The sequence below is a fragment of the Micromonospora sp. NPDC048843 genome, from assembly GCF_040649965.1.
Classification (GTDB): Bacteria; Actinomycetota; Actinomycetes; order Mycobacteriales; family Micromonosporaceae; genus Micromonospora; species Micromonospora hortensis.
This window is the reverse complement of the sequence record NZ_JBEZGJ010000179.1, coordinates 1-14,995: the sequence shown is the minus strand read 5'-3', so window position 1 is coordinate 14,995 and position 14,995 is coordinate 1. Positions and strand designations below refer to the sequence as shown.

The 14,995-nt window shown below is 72.1% G+C and carries 13 protein-coding genes; 4 read left to right on the top strand and 9 right to left on the bottom strand.

Features of this window, described 5'->3' with window-relative positions:
• Nucleotides 1-199: 199 nt before the first annotated feature.
• From AB0C20_RS30040 to AB0C20_RS30030, 3 genes are all read right to left on the bottom strand, one after another.
• Complete coding sequence (locus AB0C20_RS30040; protein WP_357188275.1) at nucleotides 200-592, bottom strand: SCO5389 family protein; 393 nt, start codon at nucleotides 590-592, stop codon at nucleotides 200-202.
• Nucleotides 593-806: 214 nt separating this feature from the next.
• Nucleotides 807-1,298, bottom strand: a complete 492-nt coding sequence (gene smpB, locus AB0C20_RS30035; RefSeq protein ID WP_357569214.1) for an SsrA-binding protein SmpB — start codon at nucleotides 1,296-1,298, stop codon at nucleotides 807-809.
• A 63-nt stretch (nucleotides 1,299-1,361) separates the two neighbouring features.
• Nucleotides 1,362-3,599, bottom strand: coding sequence for a hypothetical protein (locus AB0C20_RS30030; RefSeq protein WP_357569213.1), 2,238 nt, complete (start codon nucleotides 3,597-3,599; stop codon nucleotides 1,362-1,364).
• Nucleotides 3,600-3,750: 151 nt separating this feature from the next.
• On the opposite strand from AB0C20_RS30030, the gene AB0C20_RS30025 reads away from it, so the two are divergent.
• The 3 genes from AB0C20_RS30025 (at nucleotide 3,751) to AB0C20_RS30015 (ending at nucleotide 8,972) form a co-directional block, all read left to right on the top strand.
• Nucleotides 3,751-5,409, top strand: a complete 1,659-nt coding sequence (locus tag AB0C20_RS30025) for an FAD-dependent oxidoreductase (protein WP_357188270.1) — start codon at nucleotides 3,751-3,753, stop codon at nucleotides 5,407-5,409.
• A gap of 86 nt (nucleotides 5,410-5,495) precedes the next feature.
• A complete protein-coding gene (locus tag AB0C20_RS30020; protein ID WP_357188268.1) occupies nucleotides 5,496-6,953 on the top strand; it encodes an ATP-binding protein in 1,458 nt (485 codons plus the stop codon).
• 75 nt (nucleotides 6,954-7,028) lie between these two features.
• Complete coding sequence (locus AB0C20_RS30015; protein ID WP_357569216.1) at nucleotides 7,029-8,972, top strand: ABC transporter ATP-binding protein; 1,944 nt, start codon at nucleotides 7,029-7,031, stop codon at nucleotides 8,970-8,972.
• A gap of 87 nt (nucleotides 8,973-9,059) precedes the next feature.
• On the opposite strand, the gene AB0C20_RS30010 is transcribed toward AB0C20_RS30015, so the two are convergent.
• The 6 genes from AB0C20_RS30010 to AB0C20_RS29985 form a co-directional block, all read right to left on the bottom strand.
• A complete protein-coding gene (locus AB0C20_RS30010) occupies nucleotides 9,060-9,587 on the bottom strand; it encodes an NUDIX domain-containing protein (protein ID WP_357188266.1) in 528 nt (175 codons plus the stop codon).
• A gap of 99 nt (nucleotides 9,588-9,686) precedes the next feature.
• On the bottom strand, nucleotides 9,687-10,328 hold the full coding sequence (locus tag AB0C20_RS30005; protein WP_357188264.1) for an SRPBCC family protein: 642 nt from the start codon (nucleotides 10,326-10,328) through the stop codon (nucleotides 9,687-9,689).
• Nucleotides 10,328-10,693 (bottom strand): metalloregulator ArsR/SmtB family transcription factor, encoded by a 366-nt coding sequence (locus AB0C20_RS30000; RefSeq protein ID WP_357188262.1) that lies wholly within the window; start codon nucleotides 10,691-10,693, stop codon nucleotides 10,328-10,330. Before AB0C20_RS30000 ends, AB0C20_RS30005 begins: the two co-directional genes overlap by 1 nt.
• A 28-nt stretch (nucleotides 10,694-10,721) precedes the next feature.
• On the bottom strand, nucleotides 10,722-12,812 hold the full coding sequence (locus tag AB0C20_RS29995) for a xanthine dehydrogenase family protein molybdopterin-binding subunit (protein WP_357188260.1): 2,091 nt from the start codon (nucleotides 12,810-12,812) through the stop codon (nucleotides 10,722-10,724).
• Complete coding sequence (locus tag AB0C20_RS29990; protein WP_357569212.1) at nucleotides 12,809-13,792, bottom strand: xanthine dehydrogenase family protein subunit M; 984 nt, start codon at nucleotides 13,790-13,792, stop codon at nucleotides 12,809-12,811. Before AB0C20_RS29990 ends, AB0C20_RS29995 begins: the two co-directional genes overlap by 4 nt.
• Nucleotides 13,789-14,286 (bottom strand): 2Fe-2S iron-sulfur cluster-binding protein, encoded by a 498-nt coding sequence (locus AB0C20_RS29985; RefSeq protein WP_357569215.1) that lies wholly within the window; start codon nucleotides 14,284-14,286, stop codon nucleotides 13,789-13,791. Before AB0C20_RS29985 ends, AB0C20_RS29990 begins: the two co-directional genes overlap by 4 nt.
• Nucleotides 14,287-14,412: 126 nt before the next feature.
• On the opposite strand from AB0C20_RS29985, the gene AB0C20_RS29980 reads away from it, so the two are divergent.
• Nucleotides 14,413-14,991: an NTP transferase domain-containing protein gene (locus AB0C20_RS29980; RefSeq protein ID WP_357569211.1), complete on the top strand. Its 579-nt coding sequence runs from the start codon at nucleotides 14,413-14,415 to the stop codon at nucleotides 14,989-14,991.
• The last annotated feature ends 4 nt before the right edge of the window (nucleotides 14,992-14,995 follow it).

Below are 14,995 nucleotides of genomic sequence, written 5' to 3'. Positions count from 1 at the left end.
CTGCACCAGTTGGGTCTGGTCGCCGACAACCGGGGTGACCGGGCGACCGCGGGCCGGCTGTTCCAGGAGGCGTTGACGATCCTGAGTCGGCTCGATCCCTGCTTCGGCCGATCTCGGCTCGTCGGTAGTCCCTGCTGGGGGTTTCGGGGCAGCCCGGCCGACTCCGGGCGGTCAGTCGTGAGCCCGCCCGCCGCTACGGTCAGCAGTTGCGGAGTTCGGGGGACTGGTTGAGCAGTTGGCCACGGGTCGACACGAAGCGGCGGTAGCGCTCGCTGTCGACGGCCGACGGGCGGAACGCGGCGACGCGGTGGCAGTTCTGGAAGGCCAGGCGTACGCCGAAGTGTCGTTCCAGGCCGGCGCGGATCGCGTCGCTCGCCAGCGCGCGGAGCAGTTGACCCCGGTCGGCGTCGGTGGGCGGCGGGACGATGTTGTCGGCCAGGTCGGCGTCGCCGGCTTCCAGTTCGGCGACCACTCGGCTGACGGTGGCCCAGGCGAACGGCAGTGAGTCACGGACGCAGGCGATGAACGCCTCGTCGTCGATGGGGCCGCGTTCGGCGGCGTCGAGCAGGGCAGGCGAGACAGTGAGCGACATGGTTCTCCTCCGCTTCAGCTAATGATTACCGTTTTCAACAACGGCGTCGACTGAGCAGACCACGTCTCTCGGGCGACGTCAACGATGTCCCGGCGCGCCACGCTGGGACCCCCACGCAAAGCACATCCGAACGCGCCCGCGAACCACAGGCGCGGAGACACCCCGCCAAGAGCTTGTGCGGACGAACAGCGTCCTGGGACGACCCGTTGCGGCGTCAGGGTCGGCGGGGGTGGCCCTTGAGGTGCCGGCCCAGCTCGCGGGCGATCTCCCGGTTGGCGTCGCGCTCGGCCAGCGTCTGCCGCTTGTCGTAGGAGCGCTTGCCCTTGGCGAGGGCCAATTCGACCTTGGCGTAGCCGTTCTCGAAGTACATCGACAGCGGAACGAGGGTCACCCCGCCCTCGCGGACCTTGTCCAGGATCCGGTCGATCTCGGCGCGGTGCAGCAGCAGCTTGCGGTTGCGGCGCGGGGCGTGGTTGGTCCACGTGCCGTAGGTGTACTCGGCTATGTGCAGGCCGTACAGCACGATCTCGCCGTCGCGCTCGTGCGCGAACGCGTCCACGAGCGAGGCCCGCCCCTCGCGTAGTGACTTCACCTCGGTGCCGACCAGCACGATGCCCGCCTCGTACGTGCGCAGCACCGTGTACTCGTGCTGGGCCTTCTTGTTCGAGGCGATCAACCGGCGGGCGGGTGGCTTGGACGGGGTCACCAGGCGACGATATCCGGCCGCCGGAGCAGTCGTACCGGCCGGCTCAGTCGCGTACCGGCCGGCTCAGTCGCGTGCCGGGCGCGCTGGGAGCAGCCGGGCGGTGAGGTCGCGTACCGCCTCCCCGAACGCCTCCTGCGACTCACACGGCCAGTGTCCGAGGATCGGTGGGGGAACGCTGTCGCTGGGCGCCGGCACCACGTCCTGTGGGTCGGTCAACCGCCGGTCCACTGTTGCCGACGGACCGGTCAGCGTCTCGGCCTCCCCCGGGCGGTGGGAGGCGAAGATCCAACCGCCGATCGGGTCGGTGTCGCGCCACAGGTTGATCCAGCGCCAGCCGATCCGTTCGCCGATCTCCCTCAGCGCCGGCTCGTCGGCGTACGCGGGGAACAGCCGGGAGTACAGCCGGCCCAGTGGTGACCCGTAGGTCAGCAGGGCGACCCGCTCGGTGATCCGGGTGGGCAGTTGCAGGACCGTGGCGGCGAGCAGCACCGAGCCGTGGCTGTGTCCGGCCAGCAGCACACACTGCCCCTGTTCCACCAGGTAGGTGATCCGCTTGGCCAGCTCCGGCACGGCCCGCTCGGCGTAACAGGGCGGCGCGAACGGGTGCGCAGCCCGGGGCCAGAAGGTGCCCAGATCCCAGAGGACCCCCACGTACCGACGGAACTGCGCCGTCCGGTACGCGAAGATGCCGCCCACCACGAGGCCGAGCAGGATCGCGGCGATCACGTAGCTACCCGAACCGATCAGGAAGTTGACCATGCCTTCCGGCACGCCGATGTAGCGCTGCGCCACGTCGCCGGGTAGGAGCTGGAGCAGGCCGAGCACGCTGGTGGCCAGGCCGAGCGCCGCCAGGCCGGCGTACACCACGGAGAGCGGCTCCAATCGTTCGGTGAAGCGGGCCCGGGCCACCGCCTGCTCGACCCGCCGCAGCCGGGCTGCCGCGCGCGGCGGCGCGTCCGGGAAGTCGGCGGCCACGATCGCCCGCGCGGCCCGCCGTCGCCCGCGCCGGGTCAGCCTGGTGACCAGGCCGGCCACCAGCAGTGCGGTCACCACGGCAAGGAAAAACCCGAAGATCGCCCATTTGTACGCCAGGGGAGGACTGGTCTCCAGGCCGTCCGCCGTCGTTCCCTCGCGATCGAGCAGGTCCGCCACCCGGTAGACCAGCTCGGCCGAGAACGCCACGGCGAGCCCGGCCGAGATCGTCATGAAGACCGGCGCTCCCAACGCGCGGATGGGTGACCGGCTCTGCCCGCCGCCCCGCCGCCAGATCACCAGCGCGGCGAGCGCGACCACCAGCACGGTCTGGCTGACGAACAGCCAGGCCACTATCGCGCCGTAACCGGGTAGCGCACCTCCTTGCGGCCACGGTGCCGGGCTGATGACGACGTGCACGATCACCAGCATCGTCAGGCCGCAGGCGATGGTGCGCAGCCCGCGGAAGACCCCGTCCACCCGGGGCGACGGGTCGGTGCGGTCGATGCTCGGCACCACGCTGACCAGGACCAGGCAGGCCAGCAGGACCGCCCCGGTGGCCGTCAGGAGGATCACCATCACCCACGAGCGGTGCTGGCTGGCACGGGCGGCCAGCAGGCTGGCGCTCAGCGTGGCGAACGCCACCGCGACGTGGACCGAGCGCAGTCGACCCACCAGCGGCTCGCCGTCCCACTGGCCGACGGCGCTCAACCGGTGTTTCGACGTCGGGGTCGACGGCGTCCGGAACGCGTCGAACGAATGGCCCGGGCGAGCGCCCAGCCACCAGACGAGCCCGATGGCGGCGACCGGCACGAGCGCCAGCACACCCAGGCGCAGCCCGGCCGGGCGCCCGCCGAGCCAGGACAGCCAGTTCCGGCCGGCCAGGCACGATGGGGTGTCCATGCAGCGCCAGGCGATCAGGTCCAGCGCCACCCCGACGATGGAGAGCACGTAGAGCATGGTGAGGGTGAGGGCGAGCACCCGGCACAGTGCCATGAAGCCACGCTGCGAGACGGTGTTCGCCGGGCGCATCCAGAGCGCCACGTTGCAGAGCATGAACGGCAGCAGGAAGACCAGCGACAGCGTCCGCACGGCCGTGCCGGACGGCAGGTCACTCCAGCGGTACGCCTCCAGCGTCACCCCGTCCGTCCCGGTGGAGTCCGGATAGCCGGGGCGCGGTCGGTAGAAACCTCCGCTGCGGTCCCCGGCGACCTGATGCACGAACGGCCGGTCCAACACCTGGTCCGCGCCCGCGCCGGAGACACCGTGCACCCGCAGCTCCACGATCCCGCCCGACGTCGTCGGTCCGGTCGGTGTCGCGTCCGCCATGGGCCCCCCGAGGTGTGCGCGGCAACCGGGCGGGTCGTCGATGTCCGGCCACCCGCGCGGCTCCCCGGCTTACCCGTCTGCGGGGCGGTCAACCGTGAGCCGGGCCTCGGCGATGGTGCGGTCGACCCTCGACAGGTGATTTCATGGCGCCATGGCGAACCCGGTGATCCTGACCGTCGACGACGACCCCGTGGTGTCCCGGGCGGTGGCCCGGGACATCCGGCGTCGCTACGGCGACCGCTACCGGGTGTTGCGGGCGTCCTCCGGGCCGGAGGCGCTGGACGCGCTGCGCGAGGTCAAACTGCGCGGCGAGCAGGTGGCGCTGCTGCTTGCCGACCACCGGATGCCGGAGATGACCGGCGTCGAGTTCCTGGAAGCGGCAATGGACATCTTCCCGGCGGCCCGCCGGGTGCTGCTCACCGCGTACGCGGACACCGACGCCGCGATCGAGGCCATCAACGTGGTCGACCTGGACCACTACCTGCTCAAGCCCTGGCACCCGCCGGAGGAGAAGCTGTACCCGGTGGTCGACGGGCTGCTGGAGGCGTGGGCGGTCACCCCGGACGCGGCCAGCGCGGAGATCCGGGTCGTCGGGCACCGCTGGTCGGCGCCGTCGTTCAAGGTCCGCGACTTCCTGGCCCGCAACCTGGTGCCGTACCGGTGGCTGTTGTCCGACGATCCGGAGGGCGTCCGGTTGCTCGACGCGGCCGGGGCCACCGAGGCGGACGTGCCGCTGGTGGTGACGGCGGAGGGCAAGGCACTGGTCGCCCCGAGCGAGGCCGAGTTGGCCGCGCTGGCCGGGTTGACTGTGGTGCCGGCGTGTGACTTCTACGACCTGGTGGTGATCGGCGGCGGCCCCGCCGGTCTCGGTTCGGCGGTGTACGGCGCGTCGGAGGGGCTGCGCACGGTGCTCGTGGAGCGACGGGCGACCGGCGGTCAGGCCGGGCAGAGCAGCCGCATCGAGAACTACCTGGGCTTCCCGGACGGTGTCTCCGGCGCGCAGTTGACCGATCGGGCCCGGCGGCAGGCGGTCAAGTTCGGCGCCGAGCTGCTCAGTGCCCGGGAGGTGGTCGGTCTCAGCGAGGCCGGCGGTGCCCGACTGCTTCGCTTCGGCGACGGCACGGAGATCGCCGCGCACACAGTGGTGCTGGCCACCGGCGTGTCGTACCGGGTGCTCGACGCCCCGGGGCTGGCCGACTTCACCGGCCGGGGGGTGTTCTACGGCGCCGCCGCCACCGAGGCGCCGAGCTGCGTCGAGCAGGACGTCTACATCGTTGGTGGGGCCAACTCCGCCGGCCAGGCGGCGGTCCACTTCTCCCGGTACGCGTCGAGGGTGCACCTGCTCATCCGTGGTGCGGACCTGACCGCCTCGATGTCGCGTTACCTGATCGACCAGCTGGAACGGATCGACCAGATCACAGTGCACCCGCACACCGCTGTGGTCGGCGGTGCGGGGGAGGACCACCTGGAACGGCTCACCCTGTGCGACACCCGCACCGGGGAGGCCCGCTCGGTCGACGCCTCCTGGCTGTTCATCTTCATCGGCGCGGAGCCCCGCACCGACTGGCTGGACGGGGTGCTGGTCCGCGACGACCGTGGTTTCATCGTGACCGGTCCGGATCTGCTCGCCGGGGGACGGCGGCCGGCCGGCTGGTCGCTGTCGCGCGACCCGTACCACCTGGAGACCAGCGTGCCGGGCGTGTTCGCCGCCGGCGACGTGCGGGCCGAGTCGGTCAAGCGGGTCGCCTCGGCCGTCGGCGAGGGTGCGATGGCGGTGTCGCTGGTGCACCGCTACCTGGAGGCCCAATGAGCCGGTTCTGCGAGCGAAGGAGTCCCTGTGAGCGCGAGGAGTGAGCCGGGTTTGCGAGCCCCGCAGTCGCGAGCGAAGGAGTCCCAGTGGCCACCGAGTCTGACCGGCTGACACCGGCGCGGTTGCGCACTCTGTTCCTGTTCGAGGCGCTCGACGACGGGCAGCTCGACTGGCTGGCCGAGCACGGCCGGGTCGAGCAGCGCGCCGGCGGCACCCTCGTGTACGGCGAGGGTGAGCCCGCGACCTGCTTCTTCGTGCTGGTGCGTGGGGAGGTGGCGCTGAGTCGCCTGGTGCGCGGCGACGACGTCGAGGTCAGCCGGACCGACCAGCGTGGGGTGTACGGCGGGGCCACTCAGGCGTACCTGGGTGACCAGGTCGAGCAGATCTACCGCAACAGCCTGCGGGCGGTGACCGACGCGGAGTTCTTCGTGCTGCCGGCGGAGGACTTCGCGTACGCCCTGCGGTCCTGGTTCCCGATGCCCATGCACCTGTTGGAGGGGCTGTTCTTCGGAATGCGGGACAGTCAGGCAATCGTCGGTGAGCGGGAGCGGTTGCTGGCCCTCGGTTCGCTCTCGGCGGGGTTGACCCACGAGCTGAACAATCCGGCCGCGGCGGCGGTGCGGGCCACGTCGGTTCTGCGGGACCGGGTCGCCGGGATGCGGCACAAGCTCGCCATGATCGCCGACGGGCGGCTCGACGGGAGCGCCCTGCACGGCCTGGTCGCGTTGCAGGAGGAGGCGGTGGCACGGGTGGCCACCGCGCCGAAGTTGACACCGATGGCCACCGCCGACGCCGAGGACACCCTCACCGACTGGCTGGAGGACCATGGCGTCGGTGGGGCCTGGGACCTGGCCCCGATCCTGGTCGGCGGTGGGCTCGACGCGGCCTGGCTGGCGCAGGTCAAGGCCGCGGTCGGCGCAGCGGACCTGGAGGCGGCGGTGCGCTGGCTCACCTACACCGTCGACACCGAGCTGCTGATGCGCGAGATCGGCGACGCGGTCACCCGGATCTCCGGGCTCGTGGACGCCGCCAAGCAGTACTCGCAGCTGGACCGCGCGCCGCACCGGGTGGTGGACGTGCACGACCTGCTCGACGCGACGCTGGTGATGTTCAAGGGAAAGATCCCCGCCGAGGTCAAGCTGGTCCGCGAGTACGACCGGAACCTCCCACCGGTCCCGGCGTACGCGGCCGAGCTGAACCAGGTGTGGACCAACCTGATCGACAACGCGTTGGGCGCGCTGGGGGAGAAGGGTGTGCTGACCGTCCGCACCGGACGGGTCGGCGACCAACTGACGGTGGAGATCACCGACACCGGGCCGGGCATCCCGCCGGAGGTGCGTCCGCGCATCTTCGAGCCGTTCTTCACCACCAAGCCGGTCGGTGCGGGCACCGGTCTGGGGCTGGACATCTCGTACCGGATCGTGGTGCACAAACACCACGGCGACATCCGGGTGGAGTCCGAGCCGGGCCGCACCACCTTCCGGGTCCTGCTGCCGATCACCGAAGGGCCACCGGACGGGCAACGCGACGCGCCGACTACCTAGAGACAGCGGGTGGTCGCTGGCAGTAGTCTCGGGCGGCGTTCGTGATCCCCGCCTTGAGGAGGGTCCGTGGAGTCGATGGCCCGCCAGCGCGCCGCTGCCGAGGACGACGACCAGCCGGGCGATCCGCCGGCCGCCACGATGCTGCCGGAGCTGGAGGAACGCGAGTGGCTGCATCACGCGCAGGAGTTCGCCCACACCAGCTTCTGGGCGGTGGCCCGCCGGCTGCCCCGGCTGGTCCGCGAGGCGGTCGGGCTGGCCTGGGCCACCAACCGTCGGGACACGGTCGCCTCCATCGGCCTGAACGTCGCCGCCGGGGTGATGACCACGTTCGGCCTGCTCGCCACTACCAGCGTGCTGAGCGAGCTGTTCGCCGCCGGCCCCACCCCGGACCGGGTACGCGCGGCGCTGCCGGCGCTGGTCGTGGCGGCGGCGGCGGTGTCGGCACGCGGCGGCCTGGCGATCGCGGCCGGTTGGGCACAGGCCCGACTGACCCCGCAGATCAACTATCAGGTGGAGCTGCGGCTGTTCGAGGCCACCACCGCTGTGGAGTTGGCCGCGTTCGACGACGCCGGCTTCGCCGAGGAGATGGACCGGGCCCGCGACCGCGGGATGGCGGAGGCCGCGTACATCGTCGACCACACGGTCAACCTGGTCACCGGCGTGGTCGGCATGCTCGCCACCGCCGTCGCGGTGACCGTCATCCAACCGCTGCTGCTGCCCTGCCTACTACTCGCCGCGATTCCCCAGGCGATCACCGCGGTACGGATGGCCCGCCGCGAATATCTGGCGATGCTGGCCCGGATCACCCGGCAGCGTCGGATGTGGATGCTGGCCCACCTGATGGCCAACCGGCACACCGCCGCCGAGGTGCGCGCGTACCAGATGCGCGACTTCCTGCTGACCGAGTATCGCGGCGTCATGGCCGTCGAGACCCGCGCCCAGCTGCGGCTGGTGCGGGCACAGACCGGCACACGGGTGGTCGGCGCGACGGTGGCGGGCCTGGCCACCTTCGGCGTGTACGCGGTGCTCGGCGGCCTCCTGCTGGGCGGGATGGTCGCCCTCGCCGCTGCGGCCACTGCCCTGCTCGCCCTGCAGTCCGCGCGGACCAGCCTGGGCGTGGCGGTCATCGCCACCAACTCGCTCTATGAGGACGCCCTCTACTACCAGGACTACCGGGACTTCCTGGCCCGCGCCCACGCCCGGGTGCCTGTCGGCGGCGACCGGGTGGCCGACGCGGTCCGCCTGATCGAGGCGGACGAGGTGAGCCTGAGCTACCCGGACACCGACACCCCGGCGGTGGACCGGGTCAGCCTGACCATCCGCCGAGGCGAGGTGATCGCGCTCGTCGGTGAGAACGGCTCCGGAAAGACCACCCTGGCCAAGCTGATCGCCGGGCTGTACCGGCCCACCGGTGGGGTGATCCGCTGGGACGGCGTCGACGCCGTCGAGCTGGACCCACACGCCCTGGGCAGCCAGGTGGCGGTGATGACACAGGAGTACTGGAAGTTCCCGTTCACCGCTGGTCAGAACATCCGCGTCGGACGGCATGACCGCCCGCCGGGGCGCTCCGGCCCCACCATTCAGGAGGCGGCCGGCGCGGCCGCCGCCCACGACATGATCATTGGCTTACCGCACAGCTACGACACCCTGCTCGACCGCGAGTTCAAGGACGGCCACGAATTGTCCGGCGGGCAGTGGCAGCGGTTGGTCGCCGCCCGGGGGCTCTACCGCGACGCCGCCCTGCTGATCTGTGACGAACCCTCGGCAGCCCTGGACGCCCGCGCCGAACACGCCCTGTTCCAACACCTGCGCCGCCACCCCGACCGAGCGGTCGTCCTGATCACCCATCGGTTGGCCAACGTCCGGCATGCGGACCGGATCCTCGTGATGGAGCGGGGCCGCCTCGTCCAGCAGGGCAGTCACGACGAGCTGATGGCGGCCGGCGGCCTCTACCGTGAGCTGTTCGAACTCCAGGCCAGCGGCTACCTGACCGGCACCGACGAGACCCACCCTCGATAACAGCCAACATCCCGTCCCGTTTTGTCCCGCAAGATCGTGCTCGATCTTCCGCCGCTGGGTCGCCGGCGAATCGGGCGGGTGGCGGGGTCAGGCGGTGGGGCCGGGCGGGGAAGCGGGCGTGAGGAAGTCGGCGAGTACCCGGGTGTGGGTGGAGAATGCCAGCTCGACCGGGTCGGTGAGCACCAGCCACTCGGTCGCCTCCTCGGTCGGCGCCGACGGTGGCAGGTCCTCGGCCGCCCGCTCGGGCAGCACTCCGAAGACCATCATCGTGCCGCCCGCCGGCGCCCCGTGCACAGCGAACAGGCGGGCGTCCTCGGCCGCCGCGATCAGGCCGGTCTCCTCCCGCAACTCCCGCACGAGTGCGTCGGACCACTCCTCGCCGTACTCGATGAAGCCGCCGGGCAGCGCGAGCAGGCCGCGGGCCGGCTCGATGTCCCGGCGGACCACCACCACTCCCAGGCCCTCGGCGGTGCGGACCGGCAGCACCGCGACCGCCACCGGCAGCGGGTTGCGCCAGACGGTCTCGCCGCAGACCGCGCAGACTCGCGGCCATCCGGCGGCCGGCGGGTAGGCGGCGCCGCAGTAGGAACAGTGCGAGTACGGCGTGCCGGTCATGCCGCAGCACGTTACTCCGACCCCCGCCCAGCCCGTCGCGCCGCCGCCCGCCCGAGCCGCCGCCGCCCGCCCGGGGGCGCCGCCGCCCCGATCCCGTGCTCAGGCTGCCGGGTCGCCGGTGTAGAAGGCGGTGGTGCGTTCGGCGGCGGCCTTCGCCTCGTCGGCGTCGGTGCCGGCGGCGATGCTCGCCTCGCACCACAGCTGGCTGCTCAGCTCCATGGCCCGCCGTCCCTCGGCGGAGGCGGTCCACTCGGCGCCCTGTTCCGGGGTGATCCCGCTGCCGTCGCCGGCCAGGTGTGAGGCGAGGCCGAGAAGCCCGAGGTCCCAGCCGACACCGACCGCGCCCGGCCCGAACTGGGCCCACCGGTCCTGGTCGACGTGCGCGATGTGGTCCAGGTCGAGGCGGGCCCGCTCGTCGCCGACCGGGCTGACCCGCACCTCGATCCAGCTCACCTCGTCGCCCATTTCCCAGGTGGCGGTGAAGCGGTGCGGCGGCTCGCAGCTCTCGACGGTGCCGTGGGCGTTGCCCTCGAGCTGGTACGTGCCGCCCAGCCGCAGGTCACCGGAGATGGGCAGGAACCAGCGTGGGATGCGCTCGGCGTTGGTGCAGGCGTCCCACAGATCCTCGGCCGTCGCCTGGTAGGTCTGGCTGATCGTGGTGACCCGCGCCTCACCGGCTTCCAGGGTGCGGCTGCCGACCTTCCGCTGGACGGCGTTGATCTGCTCGGTGGCGTCGAACATCAGGTGTTCCTCTCATCGGGTGGATCGGCGGGCCCGCGCAGCCGACGCTCACGTCGGCCCCGGGCCAGCTCGGTGGCGAGTGCCGCCAGGGGCGGAGCCCAGAACCGGCGGAAGTGCTCCAGCCAGCCGTCGACCTCGCGTAGTGGGCGTGGGTCGACCGCGTAGAGCCGCCGGGTGCCCTCCGGCCGCACGGTGGCGAAACCGTTGTCGCGCAACACCTTGAGGTGCTGGGACACGGCGGGCTGGGAGATGCCGAATTCATCGCCGATGACAGCGCTGACCGCACCAGCGGTCTGCTCGCCACCGGCGAGCAGTTCCAGGATGCGGCGCCGGACCGGATCGCCCAGCACGTCGAAGGCGTGCACGACGACAGTTGTATCACTGACGGCTTATTTAAGCCAAGTCTGATACTCCGATGAGCTTGTCGAGCCGGATCGGCAGCTCCCGGATCCGTACGCCGGTCGCGTGGTGCACCGCGTTGGCGACCGCCGCCGCGGCGCCGACGATGCCGATCTCGCCGATGCCCTTCACCCCGGCCGGGTTCAGCTCGTCGTCGCGCTCGTCCAGCCAGTACGCCTCGATGGACTCCACGTCCGCGCAGCCGGTGATGTGGTAGGTGGCCAGGTCATGGTTGACCCAGTCGCCGTAGCGCTCGTCGAGCAGGCCCTCCTCGTGCAGCGCCATCGACAGCCCCATCGTCATGCCGCCGATGAGCTGACTGCGCGCCGTCGTCGGGTTCACCACCCGCCCCGCCGCGAAGACCCCGAGCATCCGATTCAGCCGTACCTCGCCGGTGTCCGCGTCGACCCGCACCTCGACGAACTGCGCCCCGTACGCGTACCGGGGCAGCGCGGGCTGCCCGCCCACCTCCTCGGTGGTGTCCGCCTCGGCGGTCACCTCGCCGGTCGGCGGCCCACCGTCGCGCAGCTTCTCGCGCAGCGCCTGCGCGGCCCGTATCACCGCCCAGCTCCAGCTCGCGGTCCCCATCGAACCGCCGGCCAGCGCCGCCGTCGGCAACTCGCTGTCCCCGATGCGGATCTCCACCCGCTCCGGCGGCACTCCGAGCGCGTCGGCGGCCACCTGCCAGATCGCCGTCCGGGCGCCGGTGCCGATGTCGGTGGCGTTGATCTGGACCAGGAAACTCCCGTCGGGCCGGGCGGTGGCCGTCGCAGTGGACGGCCGGGCCCGGGCCGGGTAACTGGAACCGGCCACCCCGGTCCCGACCAGCCAGCGGCCGTCGCGTCGGGACCGGGGCGACGGGTCACGGCCGGCCCAGCCGAACCGCTGTGCGCCCTCGCGTAGGCAGGCCACCAGGTTTCGGCTGGTGAACGGGCGCCCCTGGTCGGGGTCGACAGCGGTGTCGTTGCGGATGCGCAGCTCCACCGGGTCCATGCCGACGGCGATGGCCAGCTCGTCCACCGCCGACTCCAGGGCGTACGCGCCGGGGCACTCGCCGGGCGCGCGCATCCAGAACGGCGTGGGCACGTCGAGACGGACCAGCCGGTGCGTGGTGCGGCGGTGCGGTGCGGCGTACATGCTGCGGGTGTAGACGGCGGTCTGCTCGGCGAACTCCCTGATGGTCGAGGTCTGACTGATCGCGTCGTGGCAGATGGCGGTGAGCCGGCCGTCGGTGTCGGCGGCGAGGCGGACCCGCTGGATGGTGGGGGTGCGGTAGCCGACCGGCCCGAACAGTTGCTGGCGGGTCAGCGCCAGTTTGACCGGGCGGTCGACGTGCCGGGCGGCGAGGGCGGCCAGCACCACCGACGCCTTGGCGTACCCCTTGCTGCCGAAGCCGCCGCCGACGTGCTCGGCCACGACCCGGATCGACTCCGGTGGCAGCTCGAACAGCTCGGCGAGGGTGGCACGTACCGGTGTCGCGCCCTGGGTGGAGTCGTGCACCAGGAGCCGACCGTCGTGCCACTGCGCGGTGGTGGCGTGCGGTTCCATCGGGTTGTTGTGGTACGCCGGCGTGCGGTAGGTGACGTCCACCCGCACCGGGGCGGCCGCGTACCCGGCGTCGAAGTCACCCTCGGCGGTGTCCGTCGGGTAGCTGGGGTTGACGTGGTCCGGCTTGTACAGGCCGGGATGGTCGTCGGTGAGCACCGTGCTGTGTGGGCCGGTGTCGTAGTCGATGCGGACCAGTCGGGCGCCCTCGCGGGCCGCCTCCAGGCTGGTGGCCACCACCACGGCGACGTATTGCCCCCGGTAGTGCACATTCGGCTCCTGCAACAGCCGCAGCTCCGGCTGCGGGCCGGGCGCCATCCGGGGCGCGTTGCCGTGGTGCACCACGGCCAGCACGCCGGGCGAGGCCAACGCCTCCGTCGTGTCGATCCGGGTGATCCGGCCCCGCACCACCGCCGACGGCACCGCCCAGCCGTAGGTGACGCCGTCCACCGGGTACTCCACCGCGTACCGGGCCGTGCCGGTGACCTTCGCCGGGCCTTCGAGGCGGGGGTACGCCCGTCCGACCGCCCCGGCGCTCACGACGACGCCAGTTCGGTGAGCGCCCGCACAGTGATGGCCCGGGTCAGTGGCAGCTTGAAACCGTTGTGCCGTAAGGGGCGTGCCTCGGCCAGCTCCGCGTCGGCGGCCCGCGCCGCCAGCTCCGGGCTGAACGGACGACCGCGCAGCTCCTCCTCGGCCCGGTACGCCCGCCACGGCCGGTGCGCCACCGCCCCGTACGCCAGCCGCACGTCGCGGACCACGTCCCCGTCGAGGTCCAGCACCGCGGCCACCGAGCCGGCGGCGAACGCGAACGAGGCCCGGTCGCGCACCTTGAGGTACGTCGAGCGGCGCGCGGCCGGTAGGGGCGGCAGCCGCACGGCGGTGATCAGTGCCCCCTGGGCCATTGTGGTCTCCCGTTGCGGGTGGGTGCCGGGGGAGCGGTAGAAGCCGGCGATCGGGATGTCGCGGGGGCCGTCGGCCTCGTGCACCTCCACCACCGTGTCGAGGGCGGTCAGCGCGACGGCCAGGTCGGACGGGTGGGTGGCCACGCACTGCTCGGACCAGTCCAGGACCGCCAGGTCGCGGTTCTGGCCGTGCAGAGCGGCGCAACCGCTGCCCGGCTCTCGTTTGTTGCACGCCTTGCCGGTGTCCTGGAAGTAGAAGCAGCGGGTGCGCTGCAACAGGTTGCCACCGGTGGTGGCCATGTTGCGCAGCTGACCGGAGGCGGCGGCGAGCAGGGCGCGGGCCAGCACCGGGTAGTCGCGGCGTACCACCGGGTGGGCCGCGAGGTCGCTGTTGCGGACCGTCGCGCCGATCCGCAGCCCGCCGTCGGGCAGCTCCTCGACGGTGTCGAGCGGGAGCCGGGTCACGTCCACCAGCACGTCGGGGCGTTGCACCCCGAGCTTCATGAGATCCACCAGGTTGGTTCCGCCGCCCAGGTAGGCGGCCTGCGGTTCGGCCGCCAGCATGGCGACCGCCTCGGCCACGTCGGCGGGCCGGTGATAGCGGAACGCCTTCACGAGGACGCCGCCGTCTCGCGCACTGCCGCGACGATGTGCGGGTACGCGGCGCAGCGGCACAGGTTGCCGGCCATCCGCTCGCGGATCTCCGCGTCGGTCAGTTCGGCGGGCGTGTTCAGGTCGTCGGTGACAGCGCTGGGCCATCCCCGGGAGACCTCGTCGAGCATGCCGCGGGCCGAGCAGAGCTGCCCGGGGGTGCAGTAGCCGCACTGGAACGCGTCGTGCGCGATGAAGGCGGCCTGCAACGGGGACAGCTCGTCCGGCCCGGCCAGCCCTTCGACGGTCACCACCGACCGGCCGTCCACGGTGACCGCGAAGACCAGGCAGCTCTTCACCCGGCGGCCGTCGAGCAGCACGGTGCAGGAGCCGCACTGGCCGTGGTCGCAGCCCTTCTTCGCGCCGGTCAGGTCGAGGTGCTCGCGCAGCGCGTCGAGCAGGGTGGTGCGGTTGTCCAGAGTCACCGCACGGGACGCGCCGTTGACCTCGACCGTCACCCGGGACGAGTGGCGCTCGTCGATCGTCGTCGCGTTCTCCGGTCCGCCCTGCACCGGCCCAGACTAGCTTTGTCGGTATATCTCAGGGCGAATAACGCAAAGCCCTTCGTACGGGAGGTGACGACTGTGACCGCCGGACTGCTGCTCGCCGCCGGCGCCGGGCGGCGCTACGGCCGGCCGAAGGCGCTTGTCGAGCTGGACGGCGAGCCGCTGGTGCGGCGTGCGATACGGCTGCTCGGCGACGGCGGCTGCGCACCGGTGCACGTGGTGCTCGGCGCGGGCGTCGATGAGATGCCCGATCTGCCCGGCGCGGTGCCGGTCCGGCACGATCGCTGGTCCGACGGACTGGGCTCGTCGCTGCTGAAGGGCCTGGCCTCGCTGCCGGCCGCCGTGCCGGCCGCCGTCGTGGTCCTCGTCGACCAGCCGCTGCTCAGCCCGATCGCGGTGCGCCGGGTGCGCGCGGCGTACGCCGACGGCGCTGTCGTAGCGGTCGCCACCTACGCCGGCCGGCGCGGACACCCGATCCTGCTGACTCGACGAACCTGGCCGCTGCTGAGCGGGTACGCCGTCGGCGACCGGGGCGCTCGCGACCTGCTGCGCGACCGACCGGACCTGGGACGAGGACTGGGCCGGGGCCGCCGCCGACTGGGAACTGGTGCGAAAGAGTTTCCGACCACCCCGCTGACCTGCACCGTATGGCCATGATCGG

Coding starts and splice junctions, on each gene's coding strand:
- AB0C20_RS30040 (WP_357188275.1), bottom strand. CDS start 592: ATGTCGCTCACTGTCTCGCCTGCCCTGCTCGACGCCGCCGAACGCGGC.
- AB0C20_RS30030 (WP_357569213.1), bottom strand. CDS start 3,599: ATGGCGGACGCGACACCGACCGGACCGACGACGTCGGGCGGGATCGTG.
- AB0C20_RS30025 (WP_357188270.1), top strand. CDS start 3,751: ATGGCGAACCCGGTGATCCTGACCGTCGACGACGACCCCGTGGTGTCC.
- AB0C20_RS30015 (WP_357569216.1), top strand. CDS start 7,029: ATGGCCCGCCAGCGCGCCGCTGCCGAGGACGACGACCAGCCGGGCGAT.
- AB0C20_RS30010 (WP_357188266.1), bottom strand. CDS start 9,587: ATGACCGGCACGCCGTACTCGCACTGTTCCTACTGCGGCGCCGCCTAC.
- AB0C20_RS30005 (WP_357188264.1), bottom strand. CDS start 10,328: ATGTTCGACGCCACCGAGCAGATCAACGCCGTCCAGCGGAAGGTCGGC.